The 25,421-nt window shown below is 72.0% G+C and carries 19 protein-coding genes; 11 read left to right on the top strand and 8 right to left on the bottom strand.

Annotation, left to right across the window (positions count from 1 at the left end):
* Positions 1 to 27: 27 nt before the first annotated feature.
* From CHC11_RS02240 to CHC11_RS02230, 3 genes are all read right to left on the bottom strand, one after another.
* Entirely contained in the window at positions 28 to 969 is a 942-nt protein-coding gene (locus CHC11_RS02240) for an SEC-C domain-containing protein (RefSeq protein WP_089309855.1), read from the bottom strand.
* Between the two features lie 67 nt (positions 970 to 1,036).
* Positions 1,037 to 2,329: a phosphodiester glycosidase family protein gene (locus tag CHC11_RS02235; RefSeq protein ID WP_089309854.1), complete on the bottom strand. Its 1,293-nt coding sequence runs from the start codon at positions 2,327 to 2,329 to the stop codon at positions 1,037 to 1,039.
* A gap of 472 nt (positions 2,330 to 2,801) precedes the next feature.
* On the bottom strand, positions 2,802 to 5,963 hold the full coding sequence (locus CHC11_RS02230; RefSeq protein WP_089309853.1) for an AfsR/SARP family transcriptional regulator: 3,162 nt from the start codon (positions 5,961 to 5,963) through the stop codon (positions 2,802 to 2,804).
* A gap of 327 nt (positions 5,964 to 6,290) precedes the next feature.
* Between CHC11_RS02230 and CHC11_RS02225 the strand changes: the two genes are divergently transcribed.
* Genes CHC11_RS02225 through CHC11_RS02215 form a run of 3 tightly spaced genes read left to right on the top strand, consistent with a single transcriptional unit; the run spans position 6,291 to position 9,165 of the window.
* Positions 6,291 to 7,385, top strand: coding sequence for a hypothetical protein (locus tag CHC11_RS02225; protein WP_143226890.1), 1,095 nt, complete (start codon positions 6,291 to 6,293; stop codon positions 7,383 to 7,385).
* A gap of 2 nt (positions 7,386 to 7,387) precedes the next feature.
* Entirely contained in the window at positions 7,388 to 8,629 is a 1,242-nt protein-coding gene (locus tag CHC11_RS02220; RefSeq protein ID WP_089309851.1) for a hypothetical protein, read from the top strand.
* A complete protein-coding gene (locus CHC11_RS02215) occupies positions 8,629 to 9,165 on the top strand; it encodes a hypothetical protein (protein WP_143226889.1) in 537 nt (178 codons plus the stop codon). Before CHC11_RS02220 ends, CHC11_RS02215 begins: the two co-directional genes overlap by 1 nt.
* On the opposite strand, the gene CHC11_RS02210 is transcribed toward CHC11_RS02215, so the two are convergent.
* Complete coding sequence (locus CHC11_RS02210; protein WP_179278644.1) at positions 9,086 to 11,239, bottom strand: ATP-binding protein; 2,154 nt, start codon at positions 11,237 to 11,239, stop codon at positions 9,086 to 9,088. The two genes, CHC11_RS02215 and CHC11_RS02210, sit on opposite strands and share 80 nt — an antisense overlap.
* A 195-nt stretch (positions 11,240 to 11,434) precedes the next feature.
* Between CHC11_RS02210 and CHC11_RS02205 the strand changes: the two genes are divergently transcribed.
* Complete coding sequence (locus tag CHC11_RS02205; protein ID WP_089309848.1) at positions 11,435 to 11,800, top strand: hypothetical protein; 366 nt, start codon at positions 11,435 to 11,437, stop codon at positions 11,798 to 11,800.
* Between the two features lie 18 nt (positions 11,801 to 11,818).
* Here CHC11_RS02205 and CHC11_RS02200 read toward each other — a convergent pair whose 3' ends face one another.
* Complete coding sequence (locus CHC11_RS02200) at positions 11,819 to 12,760, bottom strand: DUF5954 family protein (RefSeq protein WP_245918717.1); 942 nt, start codon at positions 12,758 to 12,760, stop codon at positions 11,819 to 11,821.
* Positions 12,761 to 13,339: 579 nt separating this feature from the next.
* Between CHC11_RS02200 and CHC11_RS02195 the strand changes: the two genes are divergently transcribed.
* The 5 genes from CHC11_RS02195 (at position 13,340) to CHC11_RS02175 (ending at position 19,772) form a co-directional block, all read left to right on the top strand.
* Positions 13,340 to 14,350, top strand: a complete 1,011-nt coding sequence (locus CHC11_RS02195) for a patatin-like phospholipase family protein (protein ID WP_089309846.1) — start codon at positions 13,340 to 13,342, stop codon at positions 14,348 to 14,350.
* A gap of 45 nt (positions 14,351 to 14,395) precedes the next feature.
* Entirely contained in the window at positions 14,396 to 14,896 is a 501-nt protein-coding gene (locus tag CHC11_RS02190) for an ArsR/SmtB family transcription factor (protein WP_089309845.1), read from the top strand.
* 47 nt (positions 14,897 to 14,943) lie between these two features.
* The gene (locus CHC11_RS02185; RefSeq protein WP_089309844.1) at positions 14,944 to 15,777 is read left to right on the top strand and encodes a M23 family metallopeptidase; all 834 of its coding nucleotides are present in this window, start codon (positions 14,944 to 14,946) and stop codon (positions 15,775 to 15,777) included.
* A gap of 796 nt (positions 15,778 to 16,573) precedes the next feature.
* Positions 16,574 to 18,370 carry a selenium-binding family protein gene (locus tag CHC11_RS02180; RefSeq protein ID WP_218825903.1) on the top strand — a complete coding sequence of 599 codons (1,797 nt, stop codon included), beginning with the start codon at positions 16,574 to 16,576 and terminating at the stop codon, positions 18,368 to 18,370.
* Complete coding sequence (locus tag CHC11_RS02175) at positions 18,354 to 19,772, top strand: hypothetical protein (protein WP_089309843.1); 1,419 nt, start codon at positions 18,354 to 18,356, stop codon at positions 19,770 to 19,772. Before CHC11_RS02180 ends, CHC11_RS02175 begins: the two co-directional genes overlap by 17 nt.
* A 31-nt stretch (positions 19,773 to 19,803) precedes the next feature.
* On the opposite strand, the gene CHC11_RS02170 is transcribed toward CHC11_RS02175, so the two are convergent.
* Positions 19,804 to 20,631, bottom strand: coding sequence for an SDR family NAD(P)-dependent oxidoreductase (locus CHC11_RS02170; RefSeq protein ID WP_179278643.1), 828 nt, complete (start codon positions 20,629 to 20,631; stop codon positions 19,804 to 19,806).
* A gap of 154 nt (positions 20,632 to 20,785) precedes the next feature.
* On the opposite strand from CHC11_RS02170, the gene CHC11_RS02165 reads away from it, so the two are divergent.
* Positions 20,786 to 21,433: a TetR/AcrR family transcriptional regulator gene (locus tag CHC11_RS02165; RefSeq protein WP_089309841.1), complete on the top strand. Its 648-nt coding sequence runs from the start codon at positions 20,786 to 20,788 to the stop codon at positions 21,431 to 21,433.
* Between the two features lie 59 nt (positions 21,434 to 21,492).
* Here the strand turns inward: CHC11_RS02165 and CHC11_RS02160 are convergent, their stop codons facing one another.
* Both CHC11_RS02160 and CHC11_RS02155 read right to left on the bottom strand, forming a co-directional pair.
* The gene (locus CHC11_RS02160) at positions 21,493 to 22,764 is read right to left on the bottom strand and encodes an outer membrane protein assembly factor BamB family protein (RefSeq protein WP_089309840.1); all 1,272 of its coding nucleotides are present in this window, start codon (positions 22,762 to 22,764) and stop codon (positions 21,493 to 21,495) included.
* A 7-nt stretch (positions 22,765 to 22,771) separates the two neighbouring features.
* The gene (locus tag CHC11_RS02155) at positions 22,772 to 24,256 is read right to left on the bottom strand and encodes an MFS transporter (protein ID WP_245918662.1); all 1,485 of its coding nucleotides are present in this window, start codon (positions 24,254 to 24,256) and stop codon (positions 22,772 to 22,774) included.
* Positions 24,257 to 24,488: 232 nt separating this feature from the next.
* Between CHC11_RS02155 and CHC11_RS02150 the strand changes: the two genes are divergently transcribed.
* Positions 24,489 to 25,166 (top strand): TetR/AcrR family transcriptional regulator, encoded by a 678-nt coding sequence (locus tag CHC11_RS02150; RefSeq protein ID WP_218825902.1) that lies wholly within the window; start codon positions 24,489 to 24,491, stop codon positions 25,164 to 25,166.
* Positions 25,167 to 25,421: the final 255 nt, after the last annotated feature.

Genomic DNA, 25,421 nt, shown 5'->3' with positions numbered 1-25,421 from the left:
CCTCGCCGGACCGCACGCGACGGTGGGTCAGCGGTTGGTGGGGGAGCCGCAGCACTTCTTGTACTTGCGGCCTGAGGCGCACCAGCAAGGGGCGTTGCGTTCGAGCGGCCAGGCGAGGGTGGGGACGCCTTCGGCGATGCGGGCCCGGAGGTGGTCCGCGCGAGTCTGCTCGTCCTCGGGGTCGCGGCCTTGTTCCTTGGCGTACCGCAGGAGGTCGTCCACCTTGACGGGCAGGATGCGGAACTGTGCCGCGCCGCTCTCGTCCATGGATGCGCGCCAACCGCTCTCCACACGCGGGTAGTAGCTGGACGCGTCCAGGGCTTCGGAGCCGGTGTGCACGAGACCCTCGGCGAACGCGCGCTCGATGTCGGACCGGACGAAGAACGACCCCGTGGGCGCGGGCTCGGGCTCCGTCGCGCCGCCCTGGGGACCGAGGAGGTCCGCGACCCCTTCCTCCACGCTCGAATCGAGGGAGTCGGGCGGGAGGCCGAGGGCCCGGCGGACGCGCTGCCGTCCGCGCAGCCGGGACAACGTGAACAGGGAGATCTCATCGGAGGCTTGCGTCTCGTCCGCCAGGAGGTCCCGGCAGGCGACGTTGAACCAGGTGAGGGCTTCTTCCAGGTGGCCCCGGCTTTCGAGCAGTTCCCCGATCAGCTCGGCAGGGCCCGGGGAGACGCGCGCCCGGTCGAGCCGGGCCAGTTCCGCCTCCGCCTCCTCGTCGCGGCCGAGCTCGAACAGCAGAGAGATCCGCTCCGAGGCCGCGAACTCCGCGTCCTCACCCCGCCGGGCGTCCATCAGGTCCGCCTGGATCTTCAGCGCCCGCTCGGGTTCGCCGGCGGCGGCCCACTTCGAGGCCGCCTCCAGCAGGATCTCCGTGCGCTCGTCGGGGTACGCATCGGCGTCGCGTTCGAGTTCCTCCGCGTATCGCCGTGCCTTCTGCCGCTGGTGAGGGGAGCCGGTCGTCGCCACTGCGCCACCGTACAAGAGACGCCGCCCGTTCCCCTCACCCTTCGAGAGTGTCCGGCCATGGGCGCTTTCAGTGGCGTGCGCTTGTTGTGAAGACGCCGATGCCGTTGGCTACCGCGCGTTCCGTCCCGTCTGAGGGCGTGTTGCGGACGGTGACCGAGGGCTGGCCGGGGGAGCGCGCGACGAAGGTCGACGAGCCGCCGCCGTCGAGGTTCACGGCGTCGTCGGCGCCCGCCCTGTCCAGCAGGGACGCCAGTTCGGCGACGGTCACCCCGCCGCTCTGCTCGGACCTGCCGTCCACCACGACGAGGTAGAAGTGGCGGCCGTCGCGGCTCACTCCGGCGGCCGTGCGCGGCGCCGGGCCGGTGGCGCTCAGGCCGTCCAGCGGCCTGCCGTTCCGCAGGATCGGGAACCCGCCGACGGCGAACCGGAAGCGGACCGGCCCGGTGAAGCGGTAGGAGACCCGCACCCGGTCGCCGGGCTTGAGGCGGCGCAGCGCGTCGGCGCCCTTCTCCCGCCCGACCAGCACGGTCGTGCCGGACGGGATCGCGCCGCCGCCCACCGTGCCGGAGACCCCCATCACCACGCCCCGGCGCACGGTCACCTCGGCGGTGTTCTCGCTGCACGGGTCGTTGCGCACCTTGTCCGTCCCGCATACCGCGCGCTGCCGCGACACGTCCCCCCAGCCGGGGTCGAACGCCCCGACGCCGCCGACCGGGAGCGCGTACTGGTCGAGGCCGCGCAGGGCGATGGACGTCCTGCCGGAGCGGACCGTCCCGGTCAGGCGCAGGCGCGCCATGCGCCCCCGCCGGTCGGCGCCGACGCCGATGACGTCCTCGGCGGACGTGCCGGGCGGCAGCGGGGGCCCGAACCGCTGCCCGTCCGGGACGGCGCCCTTGAGCGGACGGCCGCCGTCCACCTCCGGTCCGGACGACGACCCCGTGGGCGCCACTCCGGCATGGGTCTCGCTGATGTTGAAGAAGTCGCCGTTCACCCCCGCCACGGCGTGCTGCGCGTCCGCCATGGCCGACACCGTGCGGCGCGCGGCGACCACGGGCGGCCGAAGCAGCCCGACCCCCGCCCTGCGCAGGTCGACGTCCACCAGATCCCCGGCGACCCGGCCGCCGGCCCCTGATGTCTCGAACGTCCGGAACCTCGCACCGGACGTGAGCCGCTCCGAGGAGGTGAACCGCACGTTCCCGACCTCGGTCGAGAGCCGGGCCCGTGCCCCTGCCGAGTCCGCCCGCTCACCCGACCCCGCCCCGTCGCCCCCCGGCGGCGGCCCCTCCGCCCGCGCCGGAACCCACCCGGCCCCGACCGCCACGACCACCACCACTCCCACGGCCGCCCACCTGCTCGCCATTCGCCCGCCCTTTCGCCGACCACAGTGTGATTGATCATGACGCGCGCACGGTGAAGACCTGGGTGCCCGCACGCTAACATCGGTGCAAGATCTTTCGACGTGTTCGGCGGACGTCGCCGGGAGTTGCCCCCACACGGCGATCGGGTGGGTCCGCGCTTCCGCGGCCCACCCGATACAGGGGATGATCTTCTCAGGTCATATGGACGAGCACCGAAGCGCTTGCCGTCCCCGCAGTGATCATCATGAGAACGGCGGCCGTGATGGTCACCGTGAAGGCGCGTTTCATCAGTGAAAGTTCCCGTTCTGACAAAGAAACACACGGTTTTTTGAGTGCTTCGCCCACAGTACTAGCTGTGCCGGGCCGCTGTCGATCAGACCGGAAGTTCGGCGACCTTTCCATCGCATTTGATGCAAATGTCAGATTTAGGGGGTTGCTGATGAGCGTGCCCTGGCCGCGAGCACGTCCCCGGTCTCAGGTCCCGGCTGCCTCGTCGAGGCGGCGGAGGCGGATTCTGAGGTCCTCTGCCTCGGGCAGGTCGAGGGACTCGAAGATCTGAGCGGCCTTCTGCCAGAGTTCCCGGGTCTTGTCCCGGCCCTGGACGTGCAGGAACGCCGTGCCGAGGCTCTCCAGGGTCTTCCCGATCTCGTCCGGCACGCCGATGCGGGCGGCGAGGTCGCCGGCCCGCTGGAGGTGTTCGATGGCGGCCGGATAGCGGCCGGACGCCGTCAGCGTCTCGCCCAGGTGCCGGAGGGCGAGCGCCTCCTCGTACCGCTCGTTTATGCTCTGCGAAATCGCCAGCGCCCGCTCGTGATGGACGAGAGCCTCACCGTACCGACCGGTATTGTGGAACGTGGCTCCGATGCCGATCAGAGTCTCGACCTGGGTTCGCCGGTCGCCCAACTCCATTGCCAGGGCGAGTGCCTTTCGATAGTGCGCCAGAGCCGTCTCGTGGTCGCCGGTATGCCTGCTGACATTGCCCAGGTTGATGAGCATGATGGCTTGGTTCTGGCGCCCCAGTTCCGCCGCCGCGGCGGCCGTCCTCCCGTAATAGTCCACCGCCCTGTCGACGGCGCCCATGCGCAGCATGAGGTCGCCCATGTTGTTGAGGGCCATCGTCCGGCCGCGCGGATCCTCGATCTCGGTGAAAATGGTCAAGGCGCGGAGGCGTAGTTGCTCGGCCTCCCGGTATCGCCCCATGTATTCGAGGTAGATCGCTGTGTAGTCGAGATTCTTCGCCTCACCGCGCCGGTCGTCTAATGCCCGGTGGATGGCGAGCGCCTCCTCGCCGTGGGCGAGCGCCTCGGGGAACCGGGAGAGATGCCAATGGATGAGGCCGACGTGATCGAGGATGTCGGCCTCGCCGTGTCGCTCACCTGCCGACCGGAAGACGGCCAAGGCTCGCTCGGCGTCCTCCAGTGCGCTGTCGTACTCGCCGCTTCGGAACCGGACGAGACTGCGGTCCGACAACGCGCGGGCGAGGCCCGGCCCGTCATCGCCGTCGCGAAGGGCGGCGATCGCGCGGGTGTGGAGTCGTTCCGCCGCATCCCAGTGCCCCTGCGACTCCAGGTATCCGGCGAGCACGCGGGCGAACCCGGCGACGTGGCCGGGCAGCCCCGCGCGCTCGGCTTCGGCGGCGGCGTTCAGCAGGCAGTGGTGCTCGGCGGCGAACCACGTGGCGGCCTCCGACTCCTCCAGCGGCGCAGGGAGCTCCGGGGGCGGGTGGACGATCCGCAGGTCAAGAGCAGGGCGGTGCGGGGAGATCAGCCGGTCCGCCCGCTCGGCCGCGGTGAGGTGAAAGTCGAGGATCCGATGGACGATCCGGCGGCATTCCTCGTCCGAATCGGTCTCGCGGGTGAGGCGGCGGGCGTAGTCGTGCACCAGGTCGTGGAATCGGTAGCGGCCGCCGACCGGTTCGGTGATCAGGTGGCGGTCGAAGAGTTCCTCCAGGATCCGCTCGGCCTCGCGGACCGGGCGTCCGAGCGCCGCCGCGGCCGCGTGCGCCGTCAGGTCGGGACCGGGATGCAGCCCGAACGCGCGGAAGGCGTCCCGGAGCGGCGCGGGCAGCCCGCGGTAGGAGACCTCGAACACGGTGGTGATCTCGCGTCCCTCGTCTCGCAGCTCCTCCAGCCTCCGGTCGTAGGGGGTCAACCGGGCCAGCAGGTCGCGGGTGGTCCAGGCACGGCGGTGTAGGAGCCGGCTCGCCACCATGCCCACCGCGAGCGGCAGCCGCCCGCAGCGTTCGACCACCTCCCTGACGTCGTCGCCGGCCTCCGCGCGCCCGGCCCCTGCGATGCCGGTGAACAGGGCCGTCGCGTCCCGGACCGGCAGGACGTCCAGCGACAGCGGCCGGGAGTCGTGCAGCCCGGTCAGCCGGCGGCGGCTGGTCACGATCACCAGGCATCCCGCGGACGCGGGCAGCAGTGGCCTGACCTGCTCGTGGCCCGCGGCGTCGTCCAGTACGAGGATCGCGCGGCTCGCCGCCAGCTGGGACCGCCACAGCGCGGCTCGCTCGTCCAGTGCCCGCGGCACGCGGGCGGCCGGAAGCCCGATCATGCGGAGCAGCGTGTCGAGCGCCTCCGCGGGGCCGAGCGGCTTCTGCCGGGGGTCGTGCGCGTGCAGGGACAAGAACATCTGCCCGTCGGGGAACTGCTCGGCCAGGCGGTGAGCGAGGCGGACGGCCAGCGCCGTCTTGCCTACGCCCGGCATTCCGTCGAGGGTGACGACGGTGACCGTGGACGCGCTCGGAGGACCCGCGGCCCCGTGCTCCCCGACGGCGGGCACCATGTCCATGAGCTGCCGGAGCTCCTCGTCGCGCCCGACGAAGACCCGCGGGTCGTGAGGCAGCGTGTGCGGAGACCGGTCGACGCTCAGCTGGGTGCCGGGAACCCGCAGCAGTGCTGGGTCGGACCGCAGGATCTGTTGCTGGAGCTGCCGCAGGCCGGGACCCGGTTCCGTCCCGGACTCCTCAACGAGGAGGACGCGGGTGCGCCGGTACACCTCCAGTGCTTCGGCCGGCCGTCCGCACCGGTAGAGGGCCATCATCAGCCGTGCGACCGGTCGCTGGTCCTGCGGATGCCGCTCGGTGAGCTCCGAGAGCTCGCGGACGAGATCGGCGTGGTTGCCGCGCTGTAGCTCCAGATCGATGCGGTAGAGAGCGGCGGCGAGCAGCTCCTCCTCCAGATTGCGGCGGGTACGCTCGGCCCAGTCGCCGGCGAGGTCGGCGAGCGGCTCGGCACGGCAGAGCGCGGCGGCCTGGCGGTGGTGGTCGAGGGCGTACTCGTCGTCGCCGCTCTCGGCGATGGCCCGCGCCTGGTCGCGCAGCAACCGGAACCGGTACAGGTCGACCGACTCGTCCGCGACGTCGATTTGATAGGAGCCCTGTCGCGACACCAGGGCGACGTCTTCCACGCCTTCCAGCCGGTTCCGCAAACGCGCCATATAGGTGTGGAGTCCTTGGCGGGCTTTGGTGGGCGGACTATCACCCCACACCCGATATATGAGAATCTCAGCGGGTACAGGTTGTCGTGGAGTCAACAGGAGCGCGGCCAGCACGCAACGCTCCTTGGTCGTTCCGAGGTCGCGCCGCTGGCCGTCGATCCACAGCTCAACGGGGCCTAAGACGCGGAACTCCACCCGGCGCCCCTTTGTGAAAATGTCCTCCTAAGTCGATTTTGGCATCAAGTGCCCGGCATGACCAGACTTCTGGTCATAGTTCACATGGCCACCAGGGGCGCCCCTACTTGCCAAGTCAGGCCGACTGCAAGTTTTCGTCAAGTTCCCCGATCGACACTCGATTCCAGAGGCGGGTCATTTCGATCCGCGACGGAGGAGCGGATGACAACATCCGAGGTCGAAGGGGGTTCGTTGACGGGGCCAATGGGTTTCGAATGGCGCCGGGCACTTAGCCGGTTCGATCCTGGCTGGTGGGGCGGACTGGGGGACCGGCGCACGGTACTGGTGGTGGTGGGCTCGTCCGAACTCGGGCAGCCCGTCCTGGACGCGGCCCGGCTGGCGGTCGCCGATCCACGGCTGCGGGTCCTCTTCACGGTGCCCCCGGGGCCGTGGGCGGCGGCGGCCGACGCGCTGCTCAGGGACGCGGGCACCGTGCCGCTGCCCTGGCGCGAGGCGATGTCCGGCGACTTCGCTTTGGTCGTCGCCGCGCCTCCGGCGCCTGGTCGCGGGCCGTCGGCGCCGCTGATCATGCTTCCGGGGGCGGGCGCGGAACGCGCAGCGCACCCGCCGGGCAGGAGAGAGCGCGCGGGAGCGGTGGTCCTCGCCTGCGCTCACGAGATGGACCGCCCCCTGCCGGCCGAGGCCGGGGCGGCCACTGAGGTGGTGGTCGTCGGGGACTCCGTTCACGACCGGATCGTCGCGAGCCTCCCGTTCCGCGACTTCTATCGCCGTGCCCTGGGGGTGGGCCGGCACCGCAGGCTCGTGGTCGTGGCGCTCCCCGCCACCGGCGCGGCGAACCGTTGCGGGGGCGCTCGCCCCGGCACGGGGAATCTCGTGCACCGCCTGCTCACCGAGCTATCTCCCGAGCGCTTCCAGGTCCTCGGCCTGTACGAGCCGGGACCCCACCCGTGCACCGGCGGCCTCAGCGCGGCCGGCCTGCGGAACGGTTCCGGGCTCCTGCCGCCGGAGGCGGACTGGCGTGCGGCCCTCGTCGCCGCCGATTGGATCATCGGTGCGCCCGGTGCGGTGACCCGGTACGGAACGATCACCGGGGTCCCGGTGATGCTCACCGACGCCCCACCTCGCGCGGCGGAGCATCCCTCAGTTCCGCCCGTCCCGTACGGTATCCGGCTGGTGGCGCACCGTCCGGTGCCGGAGCAGCTGGCCGAAGCGGCGGCGCAATGGCGGTCGGACCGCGTCCAGGCGGTGGTCCGGCGCATCACCTCGGAGCCGGGGCGGTTCGACCGCGCCGTCCGCCGCACGATGTACAGGCTCCTGCGCCTGCCGCAGCCCGCCACGATTCCCGTCGCTGAACCGGTCCCGCCGCCGCTCCGCATGGAGTGCCCGGCCGACCGCCCCATCGACGCCTGTCAGGGAGACTGAGCATGGACGGCACGACCGACACATGGGTGCCGGGCCCGTTCGGGCCGGACGCCCGGCGGGGCTCGACGATGCCGGGGCAGCGCACCGTTCTGGCGGTGGCGCACCACCTGACGGCGGCGACGCGGCTGGCGGACGTCATACCGCTGCTGGAGACCGACCGGAGAGTGGCCGTCGCCTACACCGCCGCACCGGCGTCGGTCTTCACCGGTGGGCTGGACGCGCATCTGCGGGACCTCGGCGGGCTGGTGCTGCCGTGGCGCCAGGCGGTCACCACCCGGTTCGACCTCGTCGTGGCGGCGAGTCACGGGATGCTGGAGAACTTGCACGGGCCCGTCATGACCCTCCTGCACGGGGCGGGTCCCGGCAAGCTGCTGGGCCGCCTGCGGGGCGCCGGACCTCCGGCCGCACGGCCGGTCACCGGACTGATCAGGGAGCGGATCGTCGTCGCGGGACGCGTCGTGCCCTCGTCGATGGCCCTGGCGCACGAGCGGCATCTGAGCATGCTCGACCGCGAGTGTCCGGAGGCGCGGCCGGTGGCCTTCGTCTGCGGAGACCCCTGCCTGGACAGGCTGACGGCGAGCCTGCCCTACCGCGAGGCGTACCGGCGGGCGCTGGGCGTCGGCGACGGCAGGCGGTTGGTCTTCGTCAGCTCCACGTGGGGCCGGGACTCGCTGTTCGGGGCGCACCCCGACGTGCTCCTGCGGGTGGCGGCCGAGCTGCCGCGCGACGAGTACCAGATCGTCGCGGCACTGCACCCGCACATCTGGTCGTGGTACGGCAGGAGGCAGGTGCTCTCGTGGCACGCGGACTGCCTGCGGCACGGCGTCCGGCTGCTGCCGCCGGAGGAGGGCTGGCGCGCCGCGCTGGTCGCCGCCGACCGGGTGATCGGCGACCATGGCTCGGTGACGTACTACGGCGCGGCGCTGGGCCTGCCGGTGCTCCTGGGCGCGTTCCCGGAGGAGAGCGTGGCGCCTGGGACGCACACCGCCAGGCTCGGCACGGTCGCTCCGCGGGTCGGGTGGGACCGGCCGCTCGTCCCCCAGCTCGCCGAGGCCGCCCACGCGTTCACCGGGCGGCTCCACGACGAGATGCGCCGGGACCTGAGCTCCCGGCCGGGAGAGGCGGCCCGCCTGATCAGGTCTGAGATGTACCGGTTGATGCGGCTGCAGGACCGGGCATGCCCGCCGGACGTCCTCCCCGTACCGGTGCCGTGTCCGCCCGCCATCCGCCTGCGGGCGGCGTGATGGCCACGCTGGTGCGGGTCTGGGACGATCCGGCCGGGTACCGGGACGCGGGAACGGAACGGGTCCTGGTGGGAGGCCGGGTGCTCAGACTGGAGCGCTCGCCGGGCGGCGGCGCCCCTTCCAGGCCGCCGCTCGACGAGCACCTGGTGGCGGGGCCCGGTGAGACGTCGCGGACCCTGCTGTCCTGCGCGGACGTGATCGTCCGCAACGCCGGTGAACCGGTCCTGCACCGGGCGGCCTTCCCAGGATGCCTGGTCGTCGCCGTGAACACGCGGGACGGGTGCCTTCTGGCCGCGGGCGGCTGGTCGGCGCGACTCGTCCCGGTCCTCGGGGAGACCTGTGCGGAGGAGGATGCGTCGGCGTACGCGTCGGCGGTGCATGCGTGGATGGTGGCGGGCCGCCCGCTCGGCGCGCTCACCCGCCTCACGGCTCTGCGGGGGAACACCGTCGCGCAGGTCAGGGTCCGAGATCCGGCGGCGCAGGCGGGTCCTGCGGTGCAGGCGATTCCGGCCGCACCTCGCCGAGCCGTGCCCTGACCGGCACGGCCTGCGGCGCGCCGAGCTCGGTGTAGATGGCGAGCGCCTGCTCCAGATAGCGGCGCTCGTCCGCCGAGGCGCCCCGGTGCGCCGCAACTCCGGCGAGCTCCCGCAGGGCGCCGGCCTCCACGTGGCGCGCGCCCGTCTCCCGGGCGATGCCGAGAGACGCGCGGAACGCCTCCGCGGCCTCGTCCAGACGCCCCGCCAGCAGACGGGTCTGGCCCAGACAGGTCAAGGTCCGGGCCTGGTGGTACGGCTCGTCGAGCCGCGTGAACGTCTCCAGCGCACCGGTCAGAACGGCGTCGGCCTCACCGTGCCGCCCCGCCGAGCTGAGCGCCTCGCCGATGTGGCGTTCCATCAGCGCGACGCCGCGCGGACGGCCGAGGGCCGCGTGCACGTCCCGCGCCTCCGTGAACAGGCCGACGGCGGGGACCAGGTCGCCGGTGGCGAGAGCGACGAGGCCGAGCCCTTCCAGCGCCGCCGCCTCGCCGAGCCGATGGCCGACCTGCCGCTCCAGGGCCAGCGCGGCCTCGTACCGGTCGCGGGCGCCGTCGATCTCCTGGAGGTTGAGGTGGGCCACCCCGAGGCCCACCAGCATCCGGGCTTGGGCGCGAGGGTCGTCGCAGCTCCGGGCGGCCGCGAGGCCGACCTCGTACATCCGGATCCACGCCCGGTAGTGCTTGCGGTGGAGGAACAGCGGCCAGCCCGCCTCGCAGAGCTGCCACGCGACGGAGTGCAGCCCGGCTTCATGTGCCTCCCGCGCCACCGCGGCGAGGTTGGCCCGCTCCCGGTCGAGCCAGGCCAGTGCCCCGGGGCGGTCCGCGAGCGTGTCGTTGCGCGGACCGGACCCGTAGCGGCCGCCCAGATGCCACCGTCCGGGCATCAGGAGGAGATCGGCCGTGACCGCGGAAGTGAGGTACCAGTCCGCCAACCCGGCCAGCGCGGCTTCGCGGTCGGACGCCACTGCCGGTTCACGGGCCTTGTCGCGGGCGTGCAGCCGGACGAGGTCGTGGAAGAAGTAGCGCTCATCTCTGCCTTCGAGTAGAAGGTGGGCGTCAACGAGGCCGTGCAGCAGGTCCAAGGCGTGGTCTTCGTCCGTCCCGAGCAGGGCCGCGGCAGCGGGCACGTCGAAGTCGGGCCCGGGGTGGACGCCGATCAGCCGGTAGGCGCGTGCCTGCGATTCATCGAGCGCCTGGTAGGAGGTGTTGAACACGGCGTCCACCGAGATGTCTCCCTCTCCGGTGCGCAATGCCGACAGCCGGCGCGCCTCGTCGCCGAGTTCGGCGACGGCGCGGGCGATCGGCCAGCGCCGCCGGGCGGCGAGGCGGGCGCCCGACGCGCACACCGCGAGCGGCAGTGTCCCGCACAGGGCCACCAGTGAGCGGGCGTCCTCGCGCTCGGCCCCGATCCTGTCCGCGCCGATCAGATGCTCCAGCAGTTCCAGCGCGCCCGGCACACCGAGAGGATCGACCTCCAGGAAGCGTGCGCCGTCCACCACGAGCCCGGACAGCCGTCGCCTGGAGGTGACCACGACCAGCGACTCGCCCGTGCCGGGCAGCAGCGGCCTGACCTGGGCCGCCGAGACCGCATTGTCGAGAAAAACGATCATGGGCCGACCGGTCGTCATGGACCGGAACAGCGCCGCCTGCTCGTCGACGCCGGCCGGGATGCTGTCCGGGAGCGCTCCAAGCGCCCGCAGGAAGCGTTCCAGCGGCTCGTCCGGGGGGAGCGGGTCGGTTCCGGAGAATCCGCGTAGGTCGACGAACAGTTGACCCTCGTAATCGCCTTTCAGCCCGTGCAGCCAGTGCAGCGCCAGCGTGGTCTTCCCGACGCCGCCCGGCCCGGTGATCGCCACAAGGCCGGGCCGTTGCGCGAGGGCCTTCAGTGCCGCCATTTCGTCGCGCCGGTCGGCGAACAGTCCGGGCGCCGGCAGTTGTGCCGGAGCGGGCAGGGGCGCGCCTCGCTGCATGGTGATATGGACGCCGCCGGCGATCGAGCCCGCCTGGACGCTGGAACCCGCTATCGTTCCGGTCAGTTCGTTGGTCCACCGGTCCCGTTCGTCGGGAGACTGCACGATCGATCCATCCCATGACATGGCGGACGAGGGGATTCGCGCCCGACCCGCTCGCCAATCTACCTCGCCGTTCTGGATCACCAATATAAGTCGACGTTAAATCCTATTTTGGTCGCTGCGATTTACCGGCAATGCCGGAAATCTGCGATTGGATCGTCGAAGCCTTCGTGATGAACTGTGAGGGTGACAGATCCGATGACCGTTGCAGTCGCGACCGCGATGGCGGGCAAGGCCGTCGAGGTCGCAGGAGAACCGGTCCGGGCCGCCGTCGCCGAACTCTCCCGGCGCGTCCGTGAACGGTTCCGCGGACGTCCGGCCGAAGAGGAGGCCCTGGCGCGAGCGGCCGGCGATCCGGCCCCCGACCGGATCCAAGCCCTCGCGGGCGCCGTCCAGCGCCTCATGGCCGAGGACCCCGAGTTCGGCGCGGAGTCGCGGAACCTCTGGAACCAGGCCCAGACCAACGCCGCCGCCACGAACGACGGCGTGGTCAACGTCCTCAACGGCCGGGCCGGGAAGGTGATCCAGCTCAGGGACGTCCACGGCGACCTGAACATCGGCTGACCATCCGGACGGCCACGGTCAGCCGAAGGTGGGGAGGCCGTAGCGGTCCTGGTCGGAGGGGCGCGGGGCCTCGGGACCGTCGCGGCCGAGGCGGAGCATGCGGCAGACGCGGACCGTGCGGAACTCGCGGCCCCGGACGCTGAACACGTGGCCCGGCGCCGCCCGGATACCGTCGGCGATCGCGGCCCACTCGGCGAGCTCGGCGTCCGACGGGGGGTCGCCCTGGAACTCGCGGAGCCTCGGCATCAGGTCGGTGAAGTGGCGCGCCAGCCGGTCGCGGGCCTCTTCCGGGGCGTCGCCGCCGGTGAGCGGGGCCCAGGCCTCGCCGTCGACCTCCACCGCGATGAAGGTGGGCGGGAGCAGCACGACCCCGGGGTGCGTGCGGACCGCGTGCCGCGCCTCCGTGCAGATCATGTCCGGGACGGTGCCGGGCACCGGCAGCCGCCCGACGAGGTTCAGCCGCAGCTGCGCCTCCCACTGGCCGCACGGCGCCGGCGGGTCGAGCAGGTGGTCGCGCAGCAGGCCGTCGGCGGTGAGGTCGGCGTCGGTGGACCGGGGCGGCTCCATCACCCGGTCGCCGAGCAGGATGAACTTCTCCACCCGGATGACGCGGTAGCGGCGGTCGCCGATCTCCCACTCGTCCTTGGCGAGCTGCTCGCCCTCCTCGGGGTCGAGCCGCGCGGCCGCCGCGAGCATCGCCCGGACGGTCGGGGGATCGGTCTCCTGCGCCGCGCAGGTGCGCAGGTCGATCGCGAGGTTGTAGCGGGCGGTGGCCGGGCCGTCCGCACCCAGCGACCCGATCCGCCATTCTTTCCCAAATTGCACTGCATAACCGAATTCGGGGGATCCTGCGGGAAAGAGCTTGGGATATCGCCGAATCCGCTCACCGAGTTCCCGATCTCGGACGTCCGCGACCGGATCGAGCCGGGCCACCACGTTGATGTGATCGTACCCGTGCATCAGCGGGAAGGTCATGCCCGCATCCTGGCCGGATGCGGCAGCGTCCGCACGGCTTTTCCCGCATTCGCGCGCCGGAAAGGTTCGATATTTAGGGTATTTGTGAGGTTTATTTGGCGGGGCTGTCCGGTGAGGATGATAACGGCCTTCACATCGTCCGGATGGGGGGGAGAGGACGTCCCCGAAACGCTCCGGCGGGGCGCGGTACGAGATCATTCGCGGTTTCCGGCAGGTCGTCCGGCACGGCGGCACGGGAGCCGCCGCCGTGCCGGACGACGGTCTCGCAGAGCGGGCGTCAAGGACTGCTGCATGCGAGGGAGGGAGCCGCCTGGCTCCCGCCCGGGGCGTCGACGGTGAACCCGAACGAGGCGGAGGCGGTGATCGCTTTCGCGCGCCTGCCGCCGCTGCCCGCGGGTCGGAAAAGGGTGCGTAAAAATCCTGCCGAGCGCCAATGAAACTTTGATCGGTAGGGCATCTCCAAGAGAGGGATGAAACGGATTCATTCGTGTGCCGAACGGGTTCCGTTCTCATCGGAAAAGTGACCCGTGTCGCCAGTGCGGCGTCATGGCGGAAGGGAGATCGATGGACTCTCCGGCAGTGCCGCGCGCCGACCTCGTACTGGAGGGCGGCGGCGTGAAGGGCATCGCGCTGGTCGGTGCGATCGCCGAGACGCAGGCGCGCGGCCACCGGCTCGGCGCGCCGGCCCGCGTGGCCGGGACCTCCGCCGGCGCGATCGTGGGGTCGCTGCTGGCGGCCGGGATGCCGGTCCCGGACATGGTCGAGCTCATGCGCGGACTCGACTACCGGACGTTCCAGGACGGCTCGCGCTTCGCCGTCGTCCGGGGCCTGTCCCTGCTCACCACTCTCGGACTGCACAAGGGCGACGCCCTGCACCGGTGGATCTCGGCGCGCCTTGAGGAATGCGGGGTCGAGACGTTCGGGCAGTTGAAAATGCACGACCCCGATTCGGCGCTCCCGCCGCGGCACGCCTACAAACTCGTCGTCGTGGTCTCCGACATCAGCAGCGGGCGAATGGTCCGCCTGCCGTGGGACTACGAGCGGTACGGCCTGGACCCCGACGAGCAGCCCGTCGCCGACGCGGTGCGCGCCTCGGCGTCCATCCCGGTGTTCTTCCGGCCGCGCCGCGTCCGCCGCAACGACGGCCGCGCATGCGTCCAGGTGGACGGAGGAATGCTCTCCAACTACCCGATCACCATCTTCGACCGGGAGGACCGCGAGCCCCGCTGGCCGACGTTCGGCGTGAAGCTGTCGGCCCGCCCGCTGCCCGGCGGCGTGTTCCCGCAGTGGCGCGCGGTCCGCGGCCCCGCCGGCTACGGGCGCGCGCTCGTCTCGACGATGGCGGAGGCGCACGACCGGGTGCAGATGGACGAGCCGGCCATCGTGGCCCGCACCATGTTCGTCCCCACCGGCGGCGTCCTCGCGACCGACTTCGACCTCGACGCGGCGACCCGCGACCGCCTCTACGCGGCGGGCCGCGAGGCCGCGGCCGGCTTCCTGGACGACTGGGACCACCGCGCCTACCTGGCGCGCCACCGGACGCCCCGCCCCCTCGCGCGCCCCGCGTCCGACTGAGTCGCGTCGTTTGTCGTATCTACGTACTTACGTAATACTGGAGCAGTGACAGAAGAGACCCTGGCGGAACGCCTCGCGCGCCTGGAGGAGCGCGTGGCCGCACTGGAAGGGGCCGCGCCCGCCGCCGGCCCCCCGGAACCGGCCGGCGCGTTCTGGGCCCTGGACGCCCTGAGGGAGCGGGTCGCCGAGCCCGGCGCGGTGCTGTTCACCGGCTCGGTGACGCTCCCGTCCGGGGAGCACTACGACTGGCAGCAGGGGCACCCGACCGGCGACCTGCTGTCGGACGACTGGTCGCAGAACGCCGAGACGCTCTCGGCCCTCGCGCACCCCGTCCGGCTGCTGCTGCTCCGGGAGATCCTTCAGGGCGCGCGCACCACCGCGGAGCTGGCCGCCCACGAGAGCCTCGGCACGACCGGGCAGCTCTACCACCATCTGCGCCAGCTGGTCGCGGCCGGCTGGCTGCGCACCACGGGGCGCGGGCGCTACAGCGTCCCCGGCGAGCGGGTGGTGCCGATCCTGACCGTGCTGGCGGCGACCCGCCGCTGACCGAACCGCTGCCGACACCCGCTGCTGACCGACCCGATGGAGGGGCCATGCTCAGGACACTCGCACGATCCAGGACGCTGTTCATCCTGCTTGGCCTGGTGCTGGCCCTCACCGCCCCCCTGCACGGCGTCGACGTGCTCTGGTGGATCGGCATGGCTTTCGTCGTGGCGGGGTTCGTCCTGTTCTTCGTGCGCAGCAGCCCCTCGGACACCGAACCGGTCGCCCTGCGCAGCCCGGTCGAGGGACGCTGGGTGCCCGTCAACAGCCCGGCCGACAAGGTGCCCAGCCACGGAACCCACGAGCTGGGCCAGACCTATGCGATCGACCTGGTCCACGTCCCGGACGGCGAATGGAGCGCCACGCGGAACTGGCCCCTCGCGGCGCGCCCGGACACGTTCCCGTCGTTCGGGCGGGACGTCCTCGCACCGGCCGACGGCGTCGTCGTCCAGGCGAGCGGGTGGCAGCGCGACCACTGGAGCCGGAACTCCTGGCCCGGCATCGTCTACCTGATGATCGAGGGGATGGTGTTCCGCCAGCTGCTGTCGCTGCTGACGCTTTCGGCGGGCAGGTTCATCGTCGGCAACTCCGTCACCCTCGACCTGGGCGACGGCGTGTACGCGGTCTTCGCCCATCTGCGCCGCGGCTCGCCGCGCGTCTCCAAGGGCGACCGGGTCCGGGCCGGGGACGTCCTCGGCGAGGTCGGCAATTCCGGGAACTCCTCCGAGCCGCACCTGCACTTCCACCTCATGGACCGCCCGCGCCCGATGGCCGCCGCCGGTCTGCCGTTCGCCTTCCCCTACGAGAGCGGCGGCGAGACCCGGACCGGCGTCCCCGGCGGGCGCCGTCCCTTCACCACCGCGGCCGGTGCGCCGGTCCGCTGAGCGCCGGCGCCCGCCCCCAAGCCCGGATCAGAGCGCGGCGGCCAGCTCGTCGAGCGCGGTGGTGAGCGGGCCCCGGCGGCGCGGATGAACCCGCACGCCAGCAGCGTCGACCCGACGGTGCACGTGAGCGCCCCGCCCACGTCGAACCGTCCCTCCTGCCTGGCCGACTCCCGAGGGGCGTCGAAGCGCTTCGCTCAAACCTCGGACGGCGGGCCGGATTCGGTCAGCTGGAAGTTTATGTAGCAACGCAACAGCCGGTGGGCGTGTCTTATGGGGAATGGCGGGGATGCGCGGCGCGGCCGGTGGCCGGTCGCCGGATGTTGCTCGGCGGTTGGCGGCGGGTGGCGGCGGGTGGCGGCGGGGGAGTCGCCCGAACGGGGTGAGTCATTGACCCCGGAGTTCACTCCGCGTTGGTCGGACAGTGGAATCGCCGGACGGGGCGGCGGACGGAGCCCGACCCGACCGGATATGCGCTGACCAGCGCATGTATACAGGGAAGCTGCCTGCGGAGTTCGGGATGAACGCGCCGGCCGCGGACCGTCGTCCGCGGCGTGGGAACTCGAAGGCGCACCCGGCGGAGCGCCGATCGGAACGAGAGGCGGGCCGTTGCGGAACGGCGCCCGCGAACACGGAAATTCTTCACGTCCGGGCCTCCACGGACGGCGGCCGTGTAATCCGCGCACCCTTCCGTCTTCGGCCTCGCGTGCCGCACGTCAGACTCTGGATAGCTAGTAATTAGTATAGTAAATTGACGCCGATCGGCGATCCCGCCTGCGGAAACACGGGGGAGAAGGCCATGGTCGGCATTGCACCGTTCTCGAACCTGCGCCGAAAAGTGATCGTTTTCATCGCGCTGGCGGCGGCGGCCGCCGGCCTGGTCGCGTTCCAGCCCGTGGCAGGGGCGGACGCCGGGGCCGGTGACGTGGCCGTCAGCACGTCCAGCGTCAAGGGACGCGACGGCACCACCTACACCGTCACGAACCACGTCGTCCGGACGAAGGGCGCGGGCCACCGGAAGGAATGGCTGCTGGTCTGGACGGGCGACGCGAGCATCCCGGGCGGCCCGGTCGGCGCCACGGGCCACGCCGCGCACCAGAAGGCCGACGTCGAGGGTTCCGCCGACCCCGACTTCCTCGCCGTGATCGACGCGACGAAGGGGTCCCGCGACTACGGCAAGGTCGTCAACACCGCGACCATCGGCCCGCTGCTGCAGAACGAGCCGCACCACATGCAGTACGTGTGGCACAAGGGCGACAAGGTGTACGCCGGCGGGCTGCTCAGCGACACGACCTACGTGTTCGACGTGAAGCAGCTTCCCCAGATCAGGATCAGCGGCGTCGTCACCGCCACGGACACCCCCTGCGGCACGGCCCCGGACGCCTTCACGACCCTGAAGGACGGCACCGTCTACGGCGCCTACATGGGCGGTCCGAACGTCCCCGGCCCCTGCACGTACACGCACGGCGAGGTCAGGACCGGCAACGGCGCGGCCGGCACCCCCGGCGAGGTGCTCCGGATCGACCAGACCGGCAGGGTGCGGGTCGAGTACCCGGCGGCCACGCAGGCGGCCGAGCCCGACACCTGCCACAGCATCCCGCAGGTGGACCCGCCGACCTGCGCCAACCCGCACGGCATCCGGGTGCGCGAGGATCTGAACCGGCTGGTCACCAGCGACTTCGCCGAGGTGCGGAGCCTGATGCTCCTCCCGACCGCCGACTTCTACATCGCCCGCGACACGGTGCGGATCTACGACATCGCGAAACGCGACCGCCCCAGGCTGCTGTCGGTGTCCCGCCTCCCGGACGGACCGCGCAAGGAGCCGTTCCTCATCCAGGAGGAGCCGCGCGTGGTGATGGAGACGGCGCTCACCAACGAACGCCGCCACCGCGGCGGGTTCGTGTCGACGATGGGCGGCGCGTCCATCTACTACACCCCCGACATCACCGACCCGAAGCCGACGTGGCGCGAGGTCTTCGACGACACGACCGCGTTCACCAGGCTCGCCCCTGGGCTGGACAACCGCGTCGGCATGGACGGCGGCTCCTGGCTCCAGACCAGCGCGGACGACCGATACCTGTACCACGTCGTCATGCGCCGAGGGGACGAGTCGTCCGGCGGCAAGGACACCGGCATGGTGTACGTGCTGGACGTCCGCAAGCTCGTCGACGCGGGCAGACGGACCAAGTGCAACATCGACACCCTGGAGGAGGTGACGCGCGGCGGCGCCGAGTTCGACTGCCCGTCCCTGGTCAGCGTCCTGCCCATCGAGGACCCGACGACCGGCGGACCGCACTGGGCGGCGCTGGACAACTTCCGGCAGGGCCCCGGCGGCTACTACCAGGAGACGCGGCAGCCGGCGCGGCTCGTGCTGGCGAACTACTTCGTCGCCGCGTCGCCGTTCGACGGCGACCACCGCGTCTGCATGGTGGACATCTCGCCGCGGCAGCAGCTCTCCCTGGACCGGAGCTTCAAGGACGAGAACAGCGGCCGCCCGTGCGTGGAGTTCAACCGGTCCGCGTGGCCGCACGGCGGGACCGGCGACGCCCGCCCGCACGGCGTCCTGTTCGCGGTCTCCGATGCCGACGTCCGCTGACGTCCGGCGCGCGGTGCCGTCCACCGGGGTGTGGACGGCGGCGGCGCTGCTGCTCCTCGCCTCCCCGGCGTGGGCGGACGGCGGTCACGGCGGGCACGGCGGGCACGGCGCGGTGCCGGACGGCGGCTGGGCGACGACGGCGATCCGCGTCGTCGCCCTGCTCGCCACCGCCGTCGTGGCGGGCGCCGCGCTGCTCCGGCCGCGCACCGGCCCGCCGTCCCGCGGCCTCACCGTGCTCGTCTCGGTCGGCGCGGCCGTCGCCGCGGTCGGATACCTGGTGGCCGTGGACCGCGTCCTCGTGGCCCTCGCGCTGGCCGCGGTGGCGCTCGCGACGCCCCGCGCGCTCCAGCACCCCCGGCGCTCCGTCGCGTCCGGCGCGGTGCTGGCCGCCGCGCTCACGACGCTCACCGTGGGCGGCTCGCCCACGGTGGTCCGGGACCGGGTCGCCCCCGGTGTTCCGCTGTTGCGCGAGGTCGCCCTGGCCGGGGCGCGCCTGCCGATCCTGGTGACTCCGCAGCGCCCCGGCTGGAACCTCGTCCACACCGGCGACCGTCCGGTCTCGGTGGGGACCTCCCGCGATCCGGCGAGCGCCACGGCGCGCATGCCGGGCGCACCGGGTACCTGGCGGCAGGTGTGGCTGCCGCCCGGCCGCAGCCGGATCGACCTCGGCTCCGGTGGCCGGACGGCCTCCCTCACGGTCGACACCGGCGCCGGCCCGGCCACGTCGCCGCAACTGCGCACGGACGGCCCGGAATGCGCGAGCGCCGCCCTCGGCGCCCTCGTCTCAGGCGGTGGCACAGCGGTCTCGTGCCCCGCCGACCGGCTCGGCGCCGCCGACGCCGCCGCCCTCCGCGCGACGGTCGGGTTCCTCTCCGGGCGCGGGGTCGGTTCCGTCCACCTGGTCGGCGACGGGTCACCCCGCTCGCGGGCCGCGGCGCTGGCCGTCCGGGAGGCGAGCGCGCGGGCGGGGATGAGGATCGCGGCGGCGGGCGCGAACCGGCCGGTCATCCTCGTCTCCGGCTGGTCCGAGGCCGACGCGACGCTCCGCCGGATGGCACGGGGCAGTCTGCGCGGGCAGGGCGCCTACCTGGCCCCTTGGCTGCTCAGCTCGCCGCTGCTGGCCATCCCGGCCGCCCAGATGCTCCCCCTGCGCTTCTCCCCGCGCGACCCGGAACCACTGCGCTACGCCGCCGAACTACGGGCCAGGTTCCCGGACGAAACACCCTCCGCCGCCGGCTACCAGGCATGGCGCGGCCCCGGGGGAACGCCGAGCCCGCCCCGCCTGTACGCGGCCTCCCTCGTCACCTTCATGCCGTCGAGAACCTCGACGCAACACCCGCACACCGGCACCAGCTGGCTCCCCGGCGGCACCATCACCGTGGCCACCGGCCCCCTCACCTGAGGGCTTCGCCCGCCGTTCTGCGCGCGTGGCGTCAGGCTCTGGTGTCGACCCGGCGCGTGACGACCCTGGCGATGAGCCGGCCCAGGGCCGGTACTTCCAGTGGCAGGAGCGACGTCGCCGGATGGCTGCGGCGACGCTCACCATGCTCGATGGCCTTCACGATCGCCTTGGCCATCGACTCGGGAGAGACCGGCGGCGGGGTTCGCATCGGCCCGGCGCGCCAGGGCAGCAGATCGATGTCACGCGCGGCGGTGTCCGTGGCGCCGGGCACGATCTCCAGCACTGACACGCCGGTGCCCTGCAGTTCGTGCCGCAGCGTGAGGGTCAGATGTGCCAGGGCGGCCTTCGACGCGCCGTAGTAGCCCAGAAGCGGGATCGGCACGGCCCGCAGGGTGGAGGTGACGTTCACCACCAGCCCACCGCTGGAGTGCAGGGCCGGGAACAGGTGCCGGGTCAGGGCGAGCGGGGACCAGAGGTTCGTCTCGAACAGCGCCCGTGCCTGATCGTCGTCACCGATGGCGCACTGCGCGGCCACCAGGCCGATTCCCGCGTTGTTGATCAGGATCTGCACACTCCCCAGCGCCGTTATCGCCTTCTCCGCCAGCTCGGCGGCCGCGCCGGGGCGGGACAGGTCCGCCTCGATCACGTACGGCCGTACCAGGCCGGCGTCCTCGATCCGATCGGCGATCCCTTCCAGGACCGCCCGGCGGCGAGCGGCGATCGCCAGCCGTCCACCCCGCTCCGCCAGCGCGAACGCCACCGCTCGGCCGATTCCGCTCGAAGCGCCCGTCACCAGGATCGGCGCCCCCGCCACAGTTCGGCGGCCCACCTGCCTGCTCCTACCGTTGGCGCTGCCCATCAGGCCCTCCATATTGACTGATTATCAATCAATTTGGGACGGTAGTCCCGCCGTTCCGGATCGTCAAGCACGGGAACCGAGGAAACCGGCGGCCTCCAGGGCCCTGCCGGCTCGCGCCCAGCGGCCGTCGACCAACGCGCTCTAGGCTTTTTCCATGACCGGCCCGCACACCGACGGCACCAGGACGCCCCGCATCGACCGGCGTGTCCGACTCATCACGGCCGCCTCGCAGCTGTTCTCAGAACGCGCCTACGACGAAGTGACGACCACCGAGATCGCCAGACGTGCGGGCGTCGCGTACGGGCTCATCGCTCACCACTTCACCAACAAGCGCGGGCTCTACCTGGCCACCATCCGCGCGGCAGGCGAAGCGCTCCAGACCCTTCAGGAGACCCCGCCCGACGGCGAGACGCCGGCCGAGCGGCTCCGCGACGCCGTCAGCCGGCACATCACCTACATGGACCGCCACGCCGCGGGATTCCTCACCCTCATCCGCGGCGGCAACGGTTCGGACCCCGAGGTCCGCGCCATCATCGAAGATCTGCGCTGGCAGGGCGCTCTCCGCGTCCTCAACGCCCTCGGCGTGGAGGACCCCGTCCACCCCGTGCTCCGCGCCTGCATGCGCGGCTGGGTCGGCTACCTCGACGAACTCATCGTCGACCACATCCAGCACCACGACGTCCCGCAAGAAGATCTCGTTCGGCTCACGACCAGCGCGCTGACCGCGACACTGCGCACCGCCTGCGCCATCACCCCCGATATCGGAATCGCCCCGGCCACCGTCGATCTCCTCGTCGCCTGACCGGAACCCGCAGTGCTCATCGTGTCCCGCCCGGCCTGGGCCGGGCCGCGGCAGGCCGTTCAGACGCGGATGAAGTCGTAGGTCAGCGTGTTCAGTTCGGCGTCGTGGCCTATGGCGACCCAGTCGTCCCCGAGTCCCTGCAGCCATCCGGGGAAGCGGCCGAGGCGACGCCCTGTGGATGCGTCGTAGACGAGGACGAACGGGTGGTCGCCCTCGGCCCCGCTGACGGCGATGCGCCGCTGCGTGACGGCGGTCTCCCAGCTGGCGGAATCCCCTGGCAGGCCGGGATCAGGCGCCTTCCACAGGACGCGGCCGGTAGGGAAGTCCAGCAGCGAAAGGGCGCCGGTGTCCGCGTGCTCACGGACCAGGAGCGTGCGCCCGTCACCGTCGATCGGGACGCCCGAAGCGTCGCCGCGCCAGACCGTCCGTCCCGAGACGAGGTCGAAGACCTGCGGCCTGCCGGTGTCGGTGGACGCGGCGATCCGGCGGCCGCGGCCGATCAGGTCGAGGCCGGTGCTGGACGGGGCGAGCCGCCGCTCGCACTCGCCGCCGGCCCGGCGACCCGCGTAGACCTTCCGGGTCCATGTGCGGTGAGCGCTCCCGGCCTCGGCCGCGGAGACGACGACCGTGCAGTTCTCGTCGCCGGACGGAGGGTCGTGGTCGGTGTTGATCAGCGTTCGCCCGACCACCACCGAGTACCAGCCGCTCACGTCGGAACCCTTCTCTTCTGCCGGCGGCACCGGCCGTCCGTCGCCGCGGCGTGAAGCGAAGATCTGGCCTGTGTCCGGGACGAGCGGCCGGCGCACCCCGACCGCCGCGTTCGCCGACCGCACCTCGTCGCTCCGGAGCTTCCAGCGGACCTCGCCGGTGCGCAGATCCTTGCGGGTCATCTCGCAGCCGACCCCTTCGCCGCAGACGCTGGTGAGGACGGCGTCCTTTGTGACCTGCGCCCTCGTGACCGGACCGTCCTGCCAGAGCGTCCCGCCGGTCGCCGGGTCGACGACGCTGAACCGGACCTTGTCGGAGGCCGTCCGCCGGTGCACGATCAGGGTGCCTGCCACGTCGACCTCATCGTCCTCACCGGAGGGCACCCGCCACAGCTCCCGGCCGGACCCGGGGTCGACGCCGAGCACGGCCCGGTCGTTGGCGATCACCGCGACCCGCCCGACGATCGCCGTGGTGTTCTCGCCGGTCGGCACGGACAGCGTCCAGGCCGGGGGCGGGCCCTCGCGGGCCGGAAGCCTCGGTGAGGTGACCGAGCAGGAGGCCCCCGCCGTGGACACCAGGAGCACGAGGGCGGCAGTCCCTGCACCGAGCCGTGAGCGGATCATCCCGACATTATTCCGGTTCGGCCCAAAACGGGCGCTGGTCACCCGCAGAGGCGGTTGCAGTGGTCACCCGGGCAAGCGATGGATCCGGGGCGGTTACGACGGGCGTCTGCGGACCGGCCTCGGTTCGGCGGACGTGAGTGGCCGGGGTACGGAGGTTGAGAGCGATGAGGAGGGTGGCGACGATTCCTCCGGCGATGACGAGAACCGCGGTGCGTATGCCTTCGGCGGTGGCGACGCGCAGTTCCTCACCCACGAGTCCATCAGTGCCGGCGTTGGCGACCAGGACGAGTGCGGCGAGGCCGACGACGGCGCCGATCCCGGAGCTGGTCGAGGCGATGCCCGAGGCGACCCCCTGCTGGCGGTCGGCCACCCCCGTGCCGGCGGCGATGAACATCATCGTGAACACGACGCCGTCGCCGAGGCTGACCGCGACGAGACCCGGCACGAGCGCGGCGTAGGAGCCGTCGGCCGATACGGCCAGGCCGACGCCTGCCGCACCGGCCGCGCCGATGGCGAGCGCGGCGACCAGGGTGCGCCTGAGGCCGAAGCGCGTCACCGCCTGGCCGGCGAATGCCGAGCCCGCCACCACCACCGCGGTGGGGAGCAGGAAGGCCACGCCGGTCTGCAGGGGGTCGTAGCCGCGGACATCCTGGAAATAGATGGAAAGGAAGTACAGGAGAGCTCCGAAAGTGGCCGTGAACATGAAGGCGACCACCAGGGCCACGGTCAGCGCGCGGTTGGCGAGCAGCTTCATGGGCACGAGGGGGTCCGGGCTGCGCCGCTCGACAACGGCGAACGCCGCGACCAGCAGGAGCCCCGCGGCCGCGGTGCCGAGGGTCCAGGGCGAGTCCCAGCCGAGGGCCGGGCCCTGGACCAGGGAGAACACCAGGAGTGTGACCGCGCCGGTGGAGGTCAGAGCGCCCGGCAGGTCGAACACCCGGCCCGCCTCCCGCGCCCGGTCCGGCTCGAGGAACCGGAAGGCCGAGACGAGCGCCGTTCCCGCCAGGGGGACATTGACGAAGAACACCGCCTCCCACCCGAGCATGCGGGTGAGCACGCCGCCGAGCAGAACGCCGACCACCAGGCCGGCGGCGCCAGAACCACCCCAGATGCCCAGTGCGCGGTTGCGGTCGCGGCCCTCCGCGAAAGTCGTGTTGATGATCGCCAGCGTGCTGGGGAAGACCAGCGCCCCACCGAGCCCCTGGATCGCCCGGGCCGCCAGTTGCGGCGCCGGACCGGTGGCGAGCCCGCCGGCCAGCGAGGCCACGGCGTACAGCGTGAGCCCGGTGACCAGCATCCGGCGCCGGCCGAGCAGGTCGGCGGCGCGCCCGCCCAGCAGCAGGAATCCGCTTGAGGCGACGGCGTACGCGCTGACGACCAGCTGCAGCGTCTGCGCCGAATAGCCCAGGTCACGGCCGATATCAGGCAGCGCGACGACGACGATGTACTGATCGAGGGAAACGATCAGCATCGCGAACGACAGCAGCGCCAAGGCCGCCGTCCTGGATCGACCGGGGCCCTGACGGCGCGAGCCGCGGGCCTGAGGTGGGACACGGGTGTCGTGCATGGCGTCACTCCAGTGCTGGTGCAGGTCGGCAACAGTCCGCGGGGAGGACACGTCCCGACCGCGATGATGCCCGTCCTTGTACTGTACGGAACAGTTCAGTTGAACTCAACCGTACAGTTCAGAAGTTGGTACGCTGGACGTCGACGACGAAGGAGCGATGATGGCGGCACCCTCCCAGCGCGCAGGGACGCGTACCGAGTCCCCGCGCGTGCTCACCGGTGACCGGGCGGCGCGCAAGCGGCAGGTGATCATCCAGGCGGCCCGCTCGGCGTTCGCCCGGGACGGCTTCGACGCCGCGATGGACGCCATCGCCGCCGACGCCGGCGTCTCCAAGGTCACCGTCTACAACCATTACGGGAGCAAGGAGACCCTCTTCGTCGCCGTCATCGGCGACGCCCTGCAGGAGGCCCTCGCCGACGCCATCTCCGGCACCGCGCAACGGCTGGAACACTCCGACGATCTGCGGGCCGCGCTCAAATGGACCGCCCGTGCGTGGGTGGACAGCATGACCCGACCTGACATGGTGTCCCTGCGCCGACTCGTCGCCAGCGAAGTCCGTCGATTTCCGGAACTGGGCGAAGCCTGGCGCCACCACGGCCCGGACCGCGCCCGTCCCGCACTGGCGGCGGCGTTCGAACGCCTGATCGCCGCCGACCGGCTGACCATGCCGGACGTGGAGACCGCGATCCTCCAGCTCTACGCCCTGGTCCTCTACCCGCACCTGGTGCACGGCACCTACGGAACGACGCTCGACCAACACACGACCGAGCGCCTCATCGACTCCGGCGTGGACATGTTCCTCTCGTACTACACCTACCGCGACGCCCCCGCGTAGCTTCGCGGCCCCTCCCCGGTCCCGACCCCCACCCGCGCCGCCTCTCCGACCCGCCGGCCCACAGCACCACGCGTGGAAGCCCTATGCCCATCGGCGCGACTACGGAAGCGAGTGACGTGCGCCGCCTCGACCGCTCGGGGCGTGCGCGCTGCGACGTTCGTCTCCGCTCGACACCAAGCGTTCGATCTTCTTGCGGGGCTAGTATTGAACGTGTTCAAACATTGACGTCAGGCTCGTTCACGAGACGGGGGGAAG

Origin of the sequence: Actinomadura mexicana (assembly GCF_900188105.1) — a bacterium.
GTDB lineage: Bacteria > Actinomycetota > Actinomycetes > Streptosporangiales > Streptosporangiaceae > Spirillospora > Spirillospora mexicana.
This window is presented reverse-complemented; position numbering and strand designations above follow the sequence as displayed.